Below are 16,280 nucleotides of genomic sequence, written 5' to 3'. Positions count from 1 at the left end.
AAGCGATCCGGGCTAAAAACGTGGGTAATTCCACACGAAAAATTCATTTATCCTATTGAACAATTAGTCGAAAAACAAGAAGGCCTTTATACTAAGGGACGTTTCTTGGATGGAAATGATATTGCGTGCTACCAACCTAAGCGCTCGTTAAAATGTTCGTCGTTTCAACATCGGTAAATTGTTGCGCATCTGTTGTCGAGCGATTCAAACACTTCCCTTTACAAAAGAAGTGCTTGGTTGCATTATCTTAAGGCAACGATAGCCTTGACGAACTTTACGATAAAGAATTTATGTCAGCCGTACTACCAAACATATCACCATCGACGTCAGGACTTGCCAGAGCTCTTATGCAAGGCAATGTATTGCCAGCAGCGCAGATTGACGGCATTCTAAAAAAATCTCAAGTAGACAAAACTGCGTTCATAGACAGCTTGATACAAAGCGGTGCAATGAACCCGCGCGATCTCGCCTCGTTCTGCTCGGATACATTCGGTTATCCATTAGTCGATTTATCTGTATTTAACGAGAGCAGCCTGCCTGAAAAAATCGTTGATACCAAGCTGATGCAGACACAAAGGATCGTGGCTCTTGCAAAACGTGGAAATAAAATAGCCCTCGCCGTATCCGACCCCACCAATACATCTGCACAAGACCAAATCAAGTTTCAAACCGGTCTTGGAATCGAGCTGGTCGTAGTTCAGCATGATGCGCTGCTAAAGTTACTGGAAAAACTTGGTAAAACTTCAGAGCAAAGCCTGACTGACTTATCCGGCGACGATTACGACATCGAATTTAATGAAGAAGATATTTCCACTGCGTCTGCCGATGCGCAAGCCGCCGAAGTGGATGACGCACCGGTTGTTAAATTTCTACAAAAAATGCTGATAGATGCCATCAACATGGGTGCATCGGACTTACACTTTGAACCGTTTGAAAAATTCTATCGTATCCGTTTCCGGGTAGATGGCGAATTACGTGATATTGCACAGCCGCCGTTAGCAATCAAAGATAAATTGGTGTCCCGTGTCAAAGTGATTTCCAAACTAGATATTTCTGAAAAACGGGTACCGCAAGACGGACGCATGAAACTGGTGCTGTCTGCAACAAAAGCGATTGATTTCCGCGTCAGCACACTGCCAACACTGTTTGGCGAAAAAATCGTCATGCGTATCCTTGATGGGTCGCAGGCTCAAATGGGGATTGATGCGCTCGGATATGATCCGGATCAGAAAGAAATTCTGATGAATGCGATTCAACGTCCTTATGGCATGGTGCTGGTTACTGGTCCAACCGGTTCGGGCAAGACCGTTTCGCTGTACACATGCCTGAATGTGATCAATAAACCCGGGATTAATATTTCAACAGCTGAAGATCCGGCTGAAATTAATTTACCTGGAGTGAACCAGGTCAACATTAATGACAAGGCAGGTCTGACGTTTCCGGTTGCGCTGAAATCCTTTCTTCGTCAAGATCCTGACGTTATCATGGTGGGTGAGATTCGCGATCTGGAAACGGCAGATATCGCCATTAAAGCGGCTCAAACCGGCCATATGGTTTTCTCTACTTTGCATACCAATGATGCGCCGTCTACGCTAACGCGTCTGATGAATATGGGAGTAGCACCGTTTAACATTGCCTCGTCAGTTATTCTGATCACCGCTCAAAGGCTTGCGCGCCGCCTTTGCACCTGTAAAAAAACCGTCGATATTCTTGATGAAGTATTACTTCAGGCAGGCTTTAAGGACGAAGAGTTAGATGGCACCTGGAAACCCTATCAACCCGTCGGCTGCGAACGCTGCAGCGGTAGCGGCTATAAAGGACGGGTGGGTATCTATCAGATTATGCCCATTACCGAAGCGATCGAGCGGATCATCCTGGCAAGTGGGACCTCTCTCGAAATCGAAAAACAATCGGAAAAAGAAGGTGTCAGAACCTTGCGGCAATCCGGTCTGCAAAAAGTAAAACAAGGACTTACCAGTTTGGAAGAGGTTCTTGGATGCACCAACGAATAACAGGATACCAGTATGGCGACAACTCCAAAAGCAACGCTCAAAACTACTCAGGTTAAAGAACAAGTCTATGCCTGGGAAGGTAAAGATAAATATGGGAAGACCGTGCGTGGCGAATTACGTGCCGGAGGCGAGGCGATTGTCAATGCGACCCTTAGGCGTCAGGGCGTCCTAGTTACTAAATTAAAGAAAAAAACTTACGCCTCCGGTAAAAAAATTACCGACAAGGATATTACCTTATTCACTCGACAGCTAGCAACGATGATGAAAGCTGGCGTTCCATTGCTCCAGTCTTTTGACATCGTATCAAAAGGAAACGCAAATCCTTCGGTATCGAAACTGTTGCAGGATATACGCGGAGATGTCGAGACCGGTACGAGCTTGAATCAAGCTTTCCGTAAATTCCCCCTGTATTTTGACCCTTTGTTCTGCAATCTTGTAGGTGCGGGTGAACAAGCTGGTATTTTGGAGGACTTACTGACCAGACTTGCCTTGTATAAAGAAAAAACGCTGGCAATCAAGGCGAAAATTAAATCTGCCTTGACCTATCCCATTGCAATTCTATCCATTGCCTTCATTGTTACCGCAGTGATTATGATTTGGGTTGTGCCCGCCTTTAAGGAAGTTTTCACCAGTTTCGGCGCAGATCTCCCTGCTCCAACTCTTTTTGTGATGGCAATATCTGATTTTTTTGTTAAATACTGGTACCTCATTTTTGGCGGACTATTCGGCAGTATTTATTTTTTCTTCCAGACATGGAAGCGCTCATTAAAGATGCAAAGATATATGGATCGCCTACTCTTGCAATTACCCATCTTTGGCGATGTGATCAGGAAAGCGACTATCGCGCGCTGGACGCGCACATTGGCCACGATGTTTGCGGCGGGCGTGCCCCTGGTTGAATCTCTGGATTCAGTTGGCGGCGCTGCGGGCAACGCCGTATACCTCGATGCAACCATTAAGATCCAAACTGAAGTCAGTACCGGTACCAGCCTGACAGTCGCAATGCAAAACTCGAACGTCTTCCCCAATATGGTGACCCAAATGGTATCGATTGGCGAAGAGTCGGGCGCACTCGATCAAATGCTTGGAAAAGTAGCGGACTTCTACGAAGATGAGGTGGATGAAGCAGTCGCCTCTCTTTCTAGTTTGATGGAGCCTATGATTATGGTAATTTTAGGTGTACTGATTGGTGGTTTGGTCGTAGCTATGTATCTTCCAATTTTCAAACTTGGATCGGTTGTTTAATGTCAGATATCTTTTTCTTCGCCCCCCCGGCATTCTGGCCGAGCGTGGTTTTAATCGGCATCTTAGGGTTGCTGGTCGGCAGCTTCCTAAACGTAGTGATTCATCGCGTTCCTAAAATGATGCAAAGGGAATCGGATAACTACGTGGCCGTTGAAAGTGGCCAGGAGTTGCCGCATGCAGATCGATATAACCTGATTTTACCGCGCTCGGCATGCCCTCATTGTGGGCATCAGATTACCGCAATGGAAAACATTCCCGTTATCAGCTATTTTGCAATTGGCGGCAAATGCACGCAATGTAAAGCGCCGATATCGATACGTTATCCCTTAGTCGAATTGCTGACCGGTGCGCTCTCCGCATACCTGATTTGGCATTTCGGCAGTGGTTTCGCGGGTTTAGGCGCAGTCGTATTCGTCTGGTTTTTGATCGCGATGACCTTTATCGATGCCGACACACAACTACTGCCTGACGATTTGACCTTGCCTTTGTTATGGCTGGGCTTACTGATCAACCTCAACGGTATTTTTACTTCGTTACATGATGCAGTGATCGGCGCGATAGCTGGCTATCTCGCATTATGGTCGATCTACTGGCTGTTCAAGCTCGCTACCGGCAAAGAAGGTATGGGCTATGGCGATTTTAAATTGCTGGCAGCTCTCGGCGCATGGATGGGCTGGACCATGCTACCAGTCATCATCTTGATATCCTCCGTGGTTGGTGCGATTGTCGGAATCAGCATGATCGTGTTTGCAAAAATGGGGAAAAACAATCCGATTCCATTTGGCCCTTACCTCGCGGCAGCGGGTTTGATCGCTCTTGTCTGGGGTAAAACCTTATCCCAACAGTATCTGGGCATGCTTGGCTGATGGAGTTGCGGTCGTCATTCAGTTTAGGATTGACAGGTGGCATCGGCAGTGGCAAAACGACCATCGCCAATATGTTTGGTGAGCTCGGTGCCAGCCTGATTGACACCGACCTCATCGCACACCAATTGACTATACCGAATGGCATTGCCATCAACGCGGTTCGTCAGCAATTTGGTAACGAATTTATCCAGCCCGATGGTGCAATGGATAGAGCAAAAATGCGGGAGCTGGTATTTGCAGAGCCTTCGGCAAAAGCCAAACTTGAACAGATCCTGCATCCCCTAATCAGGCAAGAGACGAAAAAAGCCGCAGGACAAGCTGTTGGCAGCTACCTAATTTTCATCGTTCCGCTATTAGTTGAGTCGGGCAACTGGAAGGAAAAAGTCAGCCGGATTCTGGTTGTAGATTGTCCTGAACAGGTACAAATCCAGCGTGTAATGGCAAGAAACGGTTTATCCCAAGACCAGGTGCTGGCCATCATGCGCAATCAGGCCAGTCGTCAGCAAAGATTGGCGGCAGCGGACGATGTCATCGTCAATCAAGGCGATCTGCAAGCGATTCGTGAGCAAGTCGCAGGCTTGCATCATCAATATTGCCAGTTAGCGCAGGCATCGGTAAAAAATCACCCGTAATAAGCACGCAATGTTTGTAATTTTGCCCGGCATGGTTCAGAATCACGTGATACTTACGGGTTGGCACCAATTTTGACAGGGATATTATTTTGATCGTTTACGAATACCCTTTTAACGAGCGTATTCGCACGTTATTGCGGCTGGAAGACCTGTACGAAAAATTCACTTTTTTCCTGCATCAGTCTGATCCTCTGCAGCATCACGTTGCCCTTTCCACCATTTTTGAAATGCTGGAAGTCGCTGGTCGCGCCGACCTCAAATCGGATCTTCTGCAAGAGCTTGAACGACAAAAACATACCCTGATCAGCTTTAAATCCAATCCCAATGTCCAGGCCGACATGCTGGATCAAATTCTCGATGAAGTAGATCGTGCCAGTAGCGCCCTGATGGCATCAACCGGCAAAACCGGCCAAAACATCCGTGATAATGAATGGTTGATGAGCATACGTGGCCGCACCATCATTCCCGGCGGGGCATGTGAATTTGATCTGCCTAGTTATCACGCCTGGCAAAAGAATCCTGCTGAAAAGCGCTTCGCTGATATCGCCAACTGGTTTGCACCGATTGCCCCGTTATTTGATGCGATCAACATCGTTCTGCGTCTGTTAAGAGAGTCCGGTGTCACGACTAAAGTCATTGCCCAGGCGGGCAGTTATCAGCAAATGTTGCAAGGTAAGATTTATCAACTGCTGCGCGTCAGCGTGATGCGGGAGATGGGTGCGATTCCGGAAATCTCTGCGAATAAATATATGCTGTGGATACGCTTCATGTCGCAAGACGGCGACATGAAACCGAAAGCCTTTGAGAGCGAAATTCCGTTCGACCTGACACTTTGTAATTTTTAACGTAGCAGAGACTTATGAGCACAGTTGTAGATTGCCCGACTTGCGGCAAAAAAGTAGCCTGGACCAGCGACAATGCCTTTCGCCCGTTTTGCTCTGAACGCTGCAAAAAAATTGACCTGGGTGCCTGGGCGGAAGAAAAATACACCATCCCGGCCGTCAACCTGCCGGAAGATCCTGACGAAGATTTATCTCAGTCCAGTCTGCAATAAATCTATCAGTGCCCGGTAATTGCGACCCAGTTAGCGCTTGGGTATCCCATACCTCCTGAGTTTGGCGGCGATCATCGAATGCGAGGTATCCAGTCGCGCCGCGAGTTTGCGGCTCGATGGATACTGCAAATACAGCTTCTCTAACAAGCTGGACTCAAACGCCTGTACCGTCAATTCCCAGCTCTCGGCCGCATCGATATTCACTTCATCGGCAGTGATACTGCCCTCAGCCCAATCCAGATCCGCCGCGCCCAGCACCCGTTGATCCGACATCGTAATCGCCCTGAAGACCACGTTCTGCAACTGACGTACATTACCAGGCCAACGGTTCGCCACCAGCGCCGCACACGCCGCAGAATTCAAGCGGCACACAGGCTTTTGCGCCTGCGTGCAAGCGCGCTCGATGAAATGTCTGGCCAGCGGCAAGATATCGTCAGGACGCTCGCGCAAGGCAGGCATTTCCAGATGCAGGACATTCAGGCGATAAAATAAATCTTCGCGGAACAGACCCTCTTGCACCATCTTGTGCAGATTGCGGTGGGTTGCGCTGATAATCCGGACATTGACTTTCACCTCTTTGTCACCACCAATCCGCCGGAATTTACCGTCGTTCAAGAAGCGCAATAGCTTGGCCTGTAAATACAGCGACATCTCGCCGATTTCATCCAGAAACACCGTGCCGCCGTCCGCCATCTCTATCAATCCCGGTTTGCCACCGCGCTGCGCGCCAGTGAAAGCGCCGGACATATAGCCGAACAATTCGCTCTCCGCCAGACTCTCGGGCAAAGCCGCGCAATTCAATTCGAGAAATGGTGCATTACAGCGTGCGCTGACGCCGTGACAGGCTTGCGCCAACAGCTCTTTACCGGTTCCGGTTTCACCGGTGATCAGCAAAGGCGCATCGACTACCGCGACCTTGGCGGCCTTGGCCTTGAGCGCCCTGATTTGTTCGGACTCGCCGATGATGAAATGAAAACCGCTGCCCTCGGAATGTTGCAGCGCATGCAGTCGCCCGCCTATACGACGCGGCGCATGCAGGGTCAGGACCGCACCTACGGTCTGGCCGGTGCGCGCGATATCATGCGTGATCGGTTCGGAGACAGGTGTGACATCCATCCAGAACGGCTCGCCGTTCAAGATGACTTCGCGGCTGGGGACATGAAAAGAATGTGAGATCAATTCTTCCTGAACCGAGCTATCTTCCAGCAAATCGACCAGGCTCTTTTGACAAAGCATCTCTTCCGTCATACCGGATACCGCTGCTGCGGCCGCATTCGCCACCACGACCTGGCCGTTGGCATCGATCGCCAATACCGGATCTTCCATGACCGCCAGCATGGTGTCGAGGTTCAGGCGACGGCGTTTGCCGGGCAAAATATCCAGGATATTGATTTTGCCTACGCCACGCACCTGATCGCAATCCTGCTGCAAAGACGGCAACATGAATTCCAGCAGCTCAGGGCTATCGATATAGATATTCGGCGGGTCGACTTCGACACCGACTACATTCAAGCCACGCAGGGCGAACACCGCCAGTATTTCATGCGCAATACCTACTCTGTCTTTAAACTGGATATTGATGCGCATCGGTCTTGCTTAAAAAATAGTGAATGATCAAGCTTAAGGGTGTTGCGGTCAGAGAGGTTCGGGGATATAGCCGCGTGGCCGTGCATTATGGCTGCGAAAACTGGTGGTTGAGGCCAATCCGCGCAGACGACCGAGATCAAATTGCTCTAGCTGCTGAAACACAGCGCGATTGACCGTCATTTTGACTTGCATCATCAACAGGTCAACACTATGCTGGTTCGAGCTACGTGGCCGGGACGGGCGCTCAGGTTCGCTACTGCGCTCGTTGTCAGCATCCATGGTCGCTAGGCCTTTGGCTGCATCCGCCTCTGCTTGTGCAGCTTTGGCAACCGCTTTTTCTTCGGCCAGACAGAAGCAACGATAAATATCCGCCAGCGTGATGATGCCGTTACAGGAGCGGCAATGCCAGGCATCTTTTTCTTTCGCATCACGCGCCACCAAACCGTCCTTGCTGAGTGTCGACAAGATGGAGCGCACCAGGCGCGGCGTTTTACCGGTTGCCTGCGCCAGCGAAGCAACGGTCGCGGTGCGCGGCATCACCATGACAATTTGCGCCAGCAATTCGATGGCGGTGTAAAAGCGCATGTTCAGCGTTGGATCGGAAAATATCTCGGTGGTCGAGACCAATTGTTCGCGTTCGATCAAATTCATGCTTGCAACTCCTTGGCTACAATAATCGGACGATTCGCGCTGCCATATCTATCCATGAACAGGCCCTCGGTAGAAATCGCCGGACGCTTGTTTGACACCACGTCCGCGATAAAACGGCCGGAGCCGCACGCCATGGTCCAGCCCAGAGTGCCATGTCCCGTATTCAGATAAAGATTGCGGAAAGGCGTAGGTCCGACGATAGGTGTGCCGTCCGGTGTCATAGGGCGTAAGCCGGTCCAGAACTCCGCCTTCGCAATATCGCCGCCGCCCGGGAACAGATCGGTGACTGAGTGCACCAGCGTGGCACGCCGGTCCTCGCGCAAAGTCAGGTCGTAGCCGGTAATTTCAGCAGTGCCGCCTACCCGGATACGATCGCCCAGACGCGTAATCGCGACCTTGTAAGTCTCATCCATGACGGTGGATTCCGGTGCCTTCCGGGCATCGGTAATCGGCACGGTGATCGAATAGCCTTTGATCGGATACACAGGAATCCTGATCCCTAATTCGCGCAACATCACCGATGAGTAGCTGCCCAGAGCCAGCACATACGCATCGGCTTGTACGGTACCGGTCGAGGTTTTGACTCCGGTAATGCGGTCACCTTCATGCATTACCTGTTCAATACTCACACCATACTTGAATTGCACCCCAAGCTCTTCAGCGAGCTTCGAGAGATTCTGGGTAAATTTAAAACAATCGCCGGTTTCGTCACCGGGCAGGCGCAAGGCCCCGACGAATTTATCCTGCACATTTTTTAAAGCGGGCTCGACTTTCAGGCATGCCGCCTTATCCAGCACTTCGTATGGCACGCCGTAGCGATCCAGGATATCGGTATCGAATTTAGAGCCTTCGAGTTGCGCCTGATTGCGGAACAATTGCAAAGTCCCCTGCGTGCGCTCGTCGTAATGGATGCCGGTATCGGCGCGCAACTGTTGCAGGGTATCGCGGCTGTATTCTGCCATGCGCAACATGCGGCTTTTATTGATCTCGTAACGCTTGGTGGTGCAATTCAACAGCATCTGCGTGACCCAGCGCCACATATGCGGATCGAGGCTGGGACGAATCGCCAGCGGGCTGTGTTTCATCATCAGCCATTTGATGGCTTTGAGCGGCACGCCCGGTCCGGCCCAGGGAGCAGAATAACCGGGCGACACTTCACCCGCATTCGCGTAGCTGGTCTCCAATGCGGCAGCGGGTTGACGCTCAATCACCGTTACCTCGTGTCCTGCTTTTGCCAGGTAATACGCGGATGCGGTACCGATGACGCCGGCACCCAGTATGACTACTTTCATTGTGCTTCTCCCTTATTCCCTACGTGGCTGGAATGGCTGATTGGATGCTGCTCTGATTCGGACTCGAGATAATGACGGTGATAACGTTGACCGAGGCTGGTCAAGATTTCATAGCCTATGGTTTGAGCGAGCCGGGCGACGGTATCGATGGTATTGGTCGCGGATAGCAGATCGACCGGCGCTCCCGGATAAAGCTGCGCCGGATCGACATCGCTCACATCCAGCGTCACGGTGTCCATCGAGACATTGCCGACCATCGGCGCCGCCTGACCGGCGATATACGCAAGGCCGCGGTTGCTCAGACTGCGCAGCCAGCCGTCCGCATAGCCGACCGCCACGGTCGCAATAGTGCGCGCAGCCGGTGCCCGATAAGTCAGGCTGTAACCCACGCCGGCACCGGCATCAATGCTGCGGATCTGGATGATTTTTGCTTGTAAATACGCAACCGCCTGCATCGGATTCGCTTGACCGGCAACCGGCGCCACGCCATACAAAGCAGCACCGGGACGCGCCATATCAAAATGAAAATCAGGTCCCAAAAAGATGCCGGAAGAATTCGCCAGCGTCGCGCCGCAAGCCGGCAATTGCGCCCGCAATGCCTTGAAGGTCTGCAACTGCTGCCGGTTCATCGGATCTTGCTGGTCCTCGGCGCAGGCCAGATGACTCATCAAATGCGTAACCTGGATGCCCTGGGTGAGGGATGGATCTGCCAGCCAGGCCTGGACTTCCTGTCCCGACATGCCCATGCGCGACATGCCGGTATCGAGCTGGACGATCGCAGGCAAAGTCGTCTGCTGGGCTGCAGCCAGTGCCCGCCAGCCAGCAATTTGTTCCAGACTGTTTAACACCGGGGTGCAGTTAAATTCGAGAAATTCGGCTTCATAACCGACCGGTGAGCCATGCATGACATACAAAGCACTCTCAGCCGACAAGTGGGGACGCAGCGCAATCGCCTCATCCAGATGCGCGACAAAAAAATCGCGGCAGCCTTCCAGTTCCAGCGCCTGAGCGACCTTGACCGCACCCAGTCCATAGGCATCGGCCTTGACCGCAGCTCCGCAACGCGCCTTGCCCAGCTTGCTTTGTAGAAAACGATAGTTATGACGTAAAGCTGAAAGATTAATCGTCAGGATAGCGCCCGCACGTCCCGCTGCCTCTGAGTTTCCCGTCATATCCCGCATTTACGCATCTCCGTAGTGACAATCGCCATTGCATTTCCAGATAAAGAATGAATAGCGCGCTGGTCGTTCGTGTTGTCTGTAGAAGCCACACACCAACGTGCGCCCTTTTCTCTTGTTAGCTGGAAACGACATTAGGATTCTTATTAGCAATCGCCGTGCCACAAAATTTTATTGAAACAATTCAACTACTTAGAAAATATTCGTCGGTGACCGACTAAATCATGTGTATTGATTTCGATACACACGAATGGAATTCGATGAAAATCTAGAGTTTAACATCTAGTATGTCCGGCAAACTGGACACTGTATTGATAATGATACAGTGTATTAATTCTAGTACACGCATGATGAGTGTGCCAGTCAGCAGGCAAAAAACCTAAGGAATGCATGATTTCAGCAATACGTACCAGCCGCAATACCTGCGATTGCACACTGTAGCGGAATGGATACAGAATAAATCAGAAATTAGGGAGGAAATCAGCGAGAAAGCGCCGATCAGAGACAATCTGAAATAAGAGTCGACTCAAATCAGAATCGCTTCAACACACCTTCAGGCACTGATTTCAGCCCGTCTGACATCCAGCCATTCGAGCAAAGGTATGGTCGCCGGCAATAATGGGGACACAGCCACACTCCCCTGCCAGGCGAAGGCTTGGCCTTCCAGACTTTGCGGCTGACCTGACCATGCATGGCTGATGTAGAAGTGCAGGCGCACATGGGCATGCGGATATACATGTTCGACGCCGCACCAGGGTTCGGCAGATTCGATCTGCACGCCCAACTCCTCGACAAATTCCCGTTTCAAGGCGTCCAGGATACTTTCGCCCGCCTCGACTTTACCGCCGGGGAATTCCCAGTAACCTTCATACGGCTTACCCGCCGGGCGCTGGCCCAGCAGGACATCGCCGTTCGGCCTCATCAAAATACCGACGGCAACATCAATGGGGGCTGGTTTCATAGATTATGAGTAATTAAGGGGGAGTATTTTTGAAACACCAGATAAAGTCTGCGGATCAAGGCATATAAATCCACATACACCTACCTAGTATATTTAAGCAAGCCTGCCAGCGTAATCACGGGCAAATTGCCAGGCCACCCGGCCTGAGCGCGAGCCGCGCTGCAAGGCCCAGCGCAAGGCATCGCCGCGCGCCGCTGCAATCTGCCCGGCGTCGCAACCCATGCTGCCCAGCCAGTGCGCGACAATATCCAGATAGTCGTCTTGCTTGAACGGATAAAACGATACCCACAGGCCGAAACGTTCAGACAGAGAGATTTTTTCTTCCACCGTTTCACCGGGATGCAGGTCGCCGTCATCGGCATGCGTATAACTGGCGTTGTCCGACATTTTTTCCGGCAGCAGATGGCGCCGGTTCGAGGTCGCATAGATCAGCACATTGTCGGATTGGGTAGCGATACTGCCGTCCAGCGCCACCTTCAGCGCCTTGTAGCCGCTCTCGCCTTCTTCAAACGACAAGTCGTCACAAAAAATAATGAAGCGCTCAGGACGTTCCGCCACCAGATCAACGATGTCCGGCAAGTCTGCCAGATCCGCTTTATCGACCTCGATCAGGCGCAAACCCTGGTCGGCAAATTGGTTCAGGCAAGCCTTGATCAGCGAGGATTTGCCGGTGCCACGCGCGCCCGTCAACAGCACATTATTGGCGGGTTTTCCCTGCACGAACTGCAAGGTATTCTGCTCAATCTGCTGCTTCTGGATCGCGATATTGTGCAAATCGTCGAGCGCAATAGGCGATGCATGACGCACCACTTGCAGGTACGCGACATTGCCGCGTTTACGCCAGCGGAACGCCGTACCGAGCGCAAAATCCGCTGCCGGCGCGGAGGCCGGCAGCAGTTTTTCCAGCCGGGTCAAGAGCTGCTCGGCACGGACTAAAAACTGATCGAGTTGCGTCATGCCCGTATCCTGATCAAGAGCGGTAATCGGCGTTGATCGACACGTAATCATGCGACAGATCGCAGGTCCATACCGTGGCCTCGGCCTCGCCACGGGCGAGTTTGACGCGGATCGTGATCTCGCTTTGCTGCATCACGCGCTGCCCATCTTCTTCGCGATAATCCGGATTGCGACCGCCATTTTTGACGACCCACACATCGTCCAGATACAGATTCAATTTACTGACATCCAGATCACCGACGCCCGCATAACCGATCACCGCCAGGATACGGCCCAGATTCGGATCGGAGGCGAAGAACGCCGTTTTGACCAAGGGCGAATGCGCAATCGAGTACGCGATCTTGCGGCACTCTTCGACATCGCGACCCTCTTCGACTGCAATCGTCATGAACTTGGTCGCGCCCTCGCCGTCACGGATGATCATGTGCGCGAGCTTTTGCGACAAATCGGTCACGGCTTTGGCCAATACCCGGTATTCCGGTGTATCGATCTCATTGATCTCGACCTCCGAGGCGCCCGTCGCGATCAGCATAAAAGAATCATTAGTCGAGGTATCGCCATCAATCGTGATGCAATTAAAGGATTTATCCGCGGCCTGCTTGACCAGATGATCGAGCACCGGTTGCGCGACTTTGGCATCCAGCGCCAGATAGCCGAGCATGGTCGCCATATTCGGCTTGATCATGCCTGCCCCCTTGCTGATGCCGGTCATCGTCACGGTCCGGCCATTGATGCTCACGGTGGCCGATGCGGCTTTAGGCTGCGTGTCGGTCGTCATGATCGCCTCGGCCGCGGCATACCAATTGTCGGTCTGCAAATTCGCAATCACCTGCGGCAAACCCGCGACCAGACGGTCGACCGGCAAGGGTTCCAGAATTACACCGGTGGAGAATGGCAAAATCTGCGACGCCTCGCATTGCAGCAACTCGGCCAGGGCCGCGCAAGTCGCATTCGCCGCTGCCAGCCCCGCGTCGCCGGTACCCGCGTTCGCATTGCCGGTATTGATCAGCAGTGCCCGGATCGGGCCGGCTGACATATGCAAACCTTCCAGATGCGCTTTACTGACCTGCACCGGAGCAGCGCAAAAACGATTGGTCGTGAACACGCCAGCAACCGTCGCGGTCGGCGCCAGCAGCAGCACCAGCAGGTCTTTACGATTCGGTTTTTTCATACCGGCCTCGGCAAAACCAAGCTGGATACCGGCCACAGGAAGCAAGTCGGCGGCGACGGGAAGAGGAGAATTAACGGCCATGATCGATCCTAGCGATGAAGTCAATCCAATATTGTAGGGTATTTTTTATCGGACCAAGCGACTAAAGCTCACGCCGGACGCGAATCCAATTGGGACTCATCGGGAGCAATTACGATCCCAAGCGCTGCGCCACCATTTCCAAGTGATGGTCCGTACTACCAAACTGCAATTCAATCGCCATCAATCGTTTGAAGTAATGGCTGACATCGAGTTCATCGGTCACGCCCATGCCGCCGTGTAGCTGCACCGCCTGTTGCCCGACGAAGCGGCAGGCCTGGCCGATCACGACTTTGGCGGACGACAGGGCAACAGCCCGTGCGCTGGGGTCGCGCTCTTCCAGGCTGACAGCGGCGAGATAGCTCATCGAGCGCGCTTGCTCTATGTGCAGCACCATGTCGGCCATCTTGTGTTGCAGCGCCTGGAATTTGCCGATGACGACACCGAATTGCTTGCGGTTTTTTGCGTAGGCGATGGTGGCGGCCAGCAGCTTATCGAGCGCGCCGACCGCCTCGGCGCAGACCGCGGCGATACCGAGGTCGAGGATTTGATTCAGTGCCGCTTCGGCATCCGACTGCGCATCGAGCAGGCTGCCTGCGGGCACGTCAAGCTGAGCCAGATGGAGTTCGGCGGCGCCGATGCCGTCGACTGTGGTGTAAGGCAAGATGCGCAAACCCGCGGTAGATTTCGGTAGCGCAAATACGGCCAGGCGCTGATCCGGCATGCGGGCGGTAATCAGCAGGACATCGGCAGATGCACCATGCTGGACGACGCTTTTATGTCCGTTCAATATATAGCCGCCAGCCGTCGGCGTGGCGCTGGTCGCGATATTCAGGCGCTCAAACCGGCTAGTTGCTTCGTCATGTGCGAATGCCGCAATCGCAGTGCCGCCGATCAGCCCCGGTAAAAATCGGGCGCGTTGTTCTGCATTGCCTAGCAAGCAAAGCGTCCTGGTCGCCAGCACCGCGCTGGCAAGATACGGCTCAATCACCAGGCCTTCGCCGATCGCCTCCATGACCAGCATGCTGTCCATCGCCGTGCCGCCCAGACCGCCATCGTCCTCCGGCACCAGCAAGGCCAGCAGGCCGAGATCGGCAAATCCTTGCCAGACCGGTTTGCTATAGCCGACTGGCGTCTTTTGCGCTTGCCGGCGTTGTTCAAAACTGGCTTCCTTGCCGATAAAGCGACGCGTGGCGTCTTGCAACATGGTTTGTTCTTCGGTAAAAGTGAAGTCCATTTTCTACTCCTGCTCATTTTGCAAATATTGTTTCACTGCTAAAACGCCTCTATAAACCGAGAATCATTTGCGCAATGATGTTCTTCTGAATCTCATTCGATCCGCCATAAATCGACAGCTTGCGCATGTTCAGGTAATTGGCGGCGAGTGAAGTCGCATACGCCGGTCCGGCGTGCTCGCCCTGATAGCCCGCCGCCATCGCATCGCGGCGCAACGGCAGGGCATACAGGCCGACTGCCTGGGTCATGAGTTCGGTAATCGCCTGCTGGATTTCGGTGCCTTTGATTTTTAAAATCGAGGCTTCCGGACCCGGCGTTTTACGCTGCTCTTCGGCGGAGAGTACGCGCAGATTGGTGATCTCCAGCGCGGTCAGGTCGACTTGGATCTGGGCGATGCGCAGCGCGAACTGGGGATCCTGAATCAGCGCTTTGCCATGCTTGGTTTCCTGGCTGGCGATCCGTTTCAGGCGCGCGAGCTCGCGTTTGGCGATGCCGATGCCTGCGATATTGGTGCGCTCATGGCCGAGCAGGAATTTGGCGTAGGTCCAGCCGGCGTTTTCTTCGCCGACCAGATTCTCGACCGGTACCCGCACATTGTCGAACCAGACTTCATTGACCTCATGCGCGCCGTCCATGGTGATGATGGGGCGCACGGTGATGCCGGGAGTCTTCATGTCGATCAACAGAAAGGAGATGCCGCGCTGCGGCTTGGCCTCACGGTCGGTGCGCACCAGGCAAAAGATCCAGTCGGCGTATTGCGCTTGCGTGGTCCAGGTCTTTTGGCCGTTGACCAGGTAGTGGTCGCCGTCACGTTGCGCCGCGGTTTGGACTGACGCCAGATCGGAGCCGGAACCGGGTTCTGAATAGCCCTGACACCACCATTCTTCCGCGGATAAAATTTTCGGCAAGAAGCGCTGCTGCTGCGCTGGCGAGCCGAATGCCATGATGACGGGCGCCACCATTTTGACGCCGAAAGGAATAATTCTCGGCGCACCTGCAGCGGCGACTTCCTCTTCAAAAATATACTTTTGCACCGCCGACCAGCCGGTGCCGCCGAACTCCCTGGCCCACGACGATCCGCCCCAGCCTTGCGCATGCAAGGCCTGTTGCCAGCGCACGTAATCGTCGCGCTCAAGGATTAGGCCGTTGACGACTTTGTGCTGGATATCGGCAGGCAAGGCGCGCGCAATGAAGGTTCTCACTTCTTGCCGGAATGCCTGATCTTGTGCGCTGAAATTCAGATTCATGCTGCTCTCTCAAGATAAAAATGTGTCTACGGAATACATATACTCTACCCCTGTATTTTTTTAAACCGCAATAAATATATGCGGAATAAGCCTGTTTTTATAACAAATATGGG

15 protein-coding genes are annotated in these 16,280 nt (G+C 52.9%); 6 read left to right on the top strand and 9 right to left on the bottom strand.

Annotation, left to right across the window (positions count from 1 at the left end):
* Positions 1 to 290: 290 nt before the first annotated feature.
* The 6 genes from pilB to LPB67_RS00925 all read left to right on the top strand — a co-directional run bounded on the left by pilB (position 291) and on the right by LPB67_RS00925 (position 5,809).
* Positions 291 to 2,012, top strand: a complete 1,722-nt coding sequence (gene pilB / locus LPB67_RS00950) for a type IV-A pilus assembly ATPase PilB (protein ID WP_262835190.1) — start codon at positions 291 to 293, stop codon at positions 2,010 to 2,012.
* Between the two features lie 12 nt (positions 2,013 to 2,024).
* Positions 2,025 to 3,257 (top strand): type II secretion system F family protein, encoded by a 1,233-nt coding sequence (locus tag LPB67_RS00945; protein ID WP_262835189.1) that lies wholly within the window; start codon positions 2,025 to 2,027, stop codon positions 3,255 to 3,257.
* Positions 3,257 to 4,123: a prepilin peptidase gene (locus LPB67_RS00940; protein ID WP_262835188.1), complete on the top strand. Its 867-nt coding sequence runs from the start codon at positions 3,257 to 3,259 to the stop codon at positions 4,121 to 4,123. Before LPB67_RS00945 ends, LPB67_RS00940 begins: the two co-directional genes overlap by 1 nt.
* A complete protein-coding gene (gene coaE / locus LPB67_RS00935) occupies positions 4,123 to 4,755 on the top strand; it encodes a dephospho-CoA kinase (RefSeq protein ID WP_262835187.1) in 633 nt (210 codons plus the stop codon). Before LPB67_RS00940 ends, coaE begins: the two co-directional genes overlap by 1 nt.
* Positions 4,756 to 4,844: 89 nt before the next feature.
* Positions 4,845 to 5,600, top strand: coding sequence for a cell division protein ZapD (gene zapD / locus LPB67_RS00930; RefSeq protein ID WP_262835186.1), 756 nt, complete (start codon positions 4,845 to 4,847; stop codon positions 5,598 to 5,600).
* Between the two features lie 14 nt (positions 5,601 to 5,614).
* Positions 5,615 to 5,809 carry a DNA gyrase inhibitor YacG gene (locus tag LPB67_RS00925; RefSeq protein ID WP_262835185.1) on the top strand — a complete coding sequence of 65 codons (195 nt, stop codon included), beginning with the start codon at positions 5,615 to 5,617 and terminating at the stop codon, positions 5,807 to 5,809.
* Between the two features lie 30 nt (positions 5,810 to 5,839).
* On the opposite strand, the gene LPB67_RS00920 is transcribed toward LPB67_RS00925, so the two are convergent.
* The 9 genes from LPB67_RS00920 to LPB67_RS00880 form a co-directional block, all read right to left on the bottom strand.
* Complete coding sequence (locus LPB67_RS00920) at positions 5,840 to 7,396, bottom strand: sigma 54-interacting transcriptional regulator (RefSeq protein WP_262835184.1); 1,557 nt, start codon at positions 7,394 to 7,396, stop codon at positions 5,840 to 5,842.
* Positions 7,397 to 7,444: 48 nt separating this feature from the next.
* Complete coding sequence (locus LPB67_RS00915; protein WP_262835183.1) at positions 7,445 to 8,047, bottom strand: Rrf2 family transcriptional regulator; 603 nt, start codon at positions 8,045 to 8,047, stop codon at positions 7,445 to 7,447.
* Positions 8,044 to 9,339, bottom strand: a complete 1,296-nt coding sequence (locus LPB67_RS00910) for a D-amino acid dehydrogenase (RefSeq protein WP_262835182.1) — start codon at positions 9,337 to 9,339, stop codon at positions 8,044 to 8,046. Before LPB67_RS00910 ends, LPB67_RS00915 begins: the two co-directional genes overlap by 4 nt.
* Positions 9,336 to 10,520 carry an alanine racemase gene (gene alr / locus LPB67_RS00905; protein WP_262835181.1) on the bottom strand — a complete coding sequence of 395 codons (1,185 nt, stop codon included), beginning with the start codon at positions 10,518 to 10,520 and terminating at the stop codon, positions 9,336 to 9,338. Before alr ends, LPB67_RS00910 begins: the two co-directional genes overlap by 4 nt.
* Positions 10,521 to 11,070: 550 nt before the next feature.
* The gene (locus LPB67_RS00900; RefSeq protein ID WP_262835180.1) at positions 11,071 to 11,478 is read right to left on the bottom strand and encodes an NUDIX domain-containing protein; all 408 of its coding nucleotides are present in this window, start codon (positions 11,476 to 11,478) and stop codon (positions 11,071 to 11,073) included.
* A gap of 93 nt (positions 11,479 to 11,571) precedes the next feature.
* Positions 11,572 to 12,435, bottom strand: a complete 864-nt coding sequence (locus LPB67_RS00895; protein ID WP_262835179.1) for an ATP-binding protein — start codon at positions 12,433 to 12,435, stop codon at positions 11,572 to 11,574.
* Positions 12,436 to 12,448: 13 nt separating this feature from the next.
* Positions 12,449 to 13,687 carry a bifunctional glutamate N-acetyltransferase/amino-acid acetyltransferase ArgJ gene (gene argJ, locus LPB67_RS00890; RefSeq protein WP_262835177.1) on the bottom strand — a complete coding sequence of 413 codons (1,239 nt, stop codon included), beginning with the start codon at positions 13,685 to 13,687 and terminating at the stop codon, positions 12,449 to 12,451.
* 109 nt (positions 13,688 to 13,796) lie between these two features.
* The gene (locus LPB67_RS00885; RefSeq protein WP_262835176.1) at positions 13,797 to 14,921 is read right to left on the bottom strand and encodes an acyl-CoA dehydrogenase family protein; all 1,125 of its coding nucleotides are present in this window, start codon (positions 14,919 to 14,921) and stop codon (positions 13,797 to 13,799) included.
* Positions 14,922 to 14,970: 49 nt separating this feature from the next.
* Positions 14,971 to 16,167: an acyl-CoA dehydrogenase family protein gene (locus LPB67_RS00880; RefSeq protein WP_262835174.1), complete on the bottom strand. Its 1,197-nt coding sequence runs from the start codon at positions 16,165 to 16,167 to the stop codon at positions 14,971 to 14,973.
* Between the last annotated feature and the right edge of the window lie 113 nt (positions 16,168 to 16,280).

It is taken from the genome of Undibacterium sp. Jales W-56, from assembly GCF_025548535.1.
Classification (GTDB): domain Bacteria; phylum Pseudomonadota; class Gammaproteobacteria; order Burkholderiales; family Burkholderiaceae_D; genus Undibacterium.
Note: the sequence above shows the minus strand (reverse complement) of the source record. Positions and strands in the feature narration are given on the sequence as shown.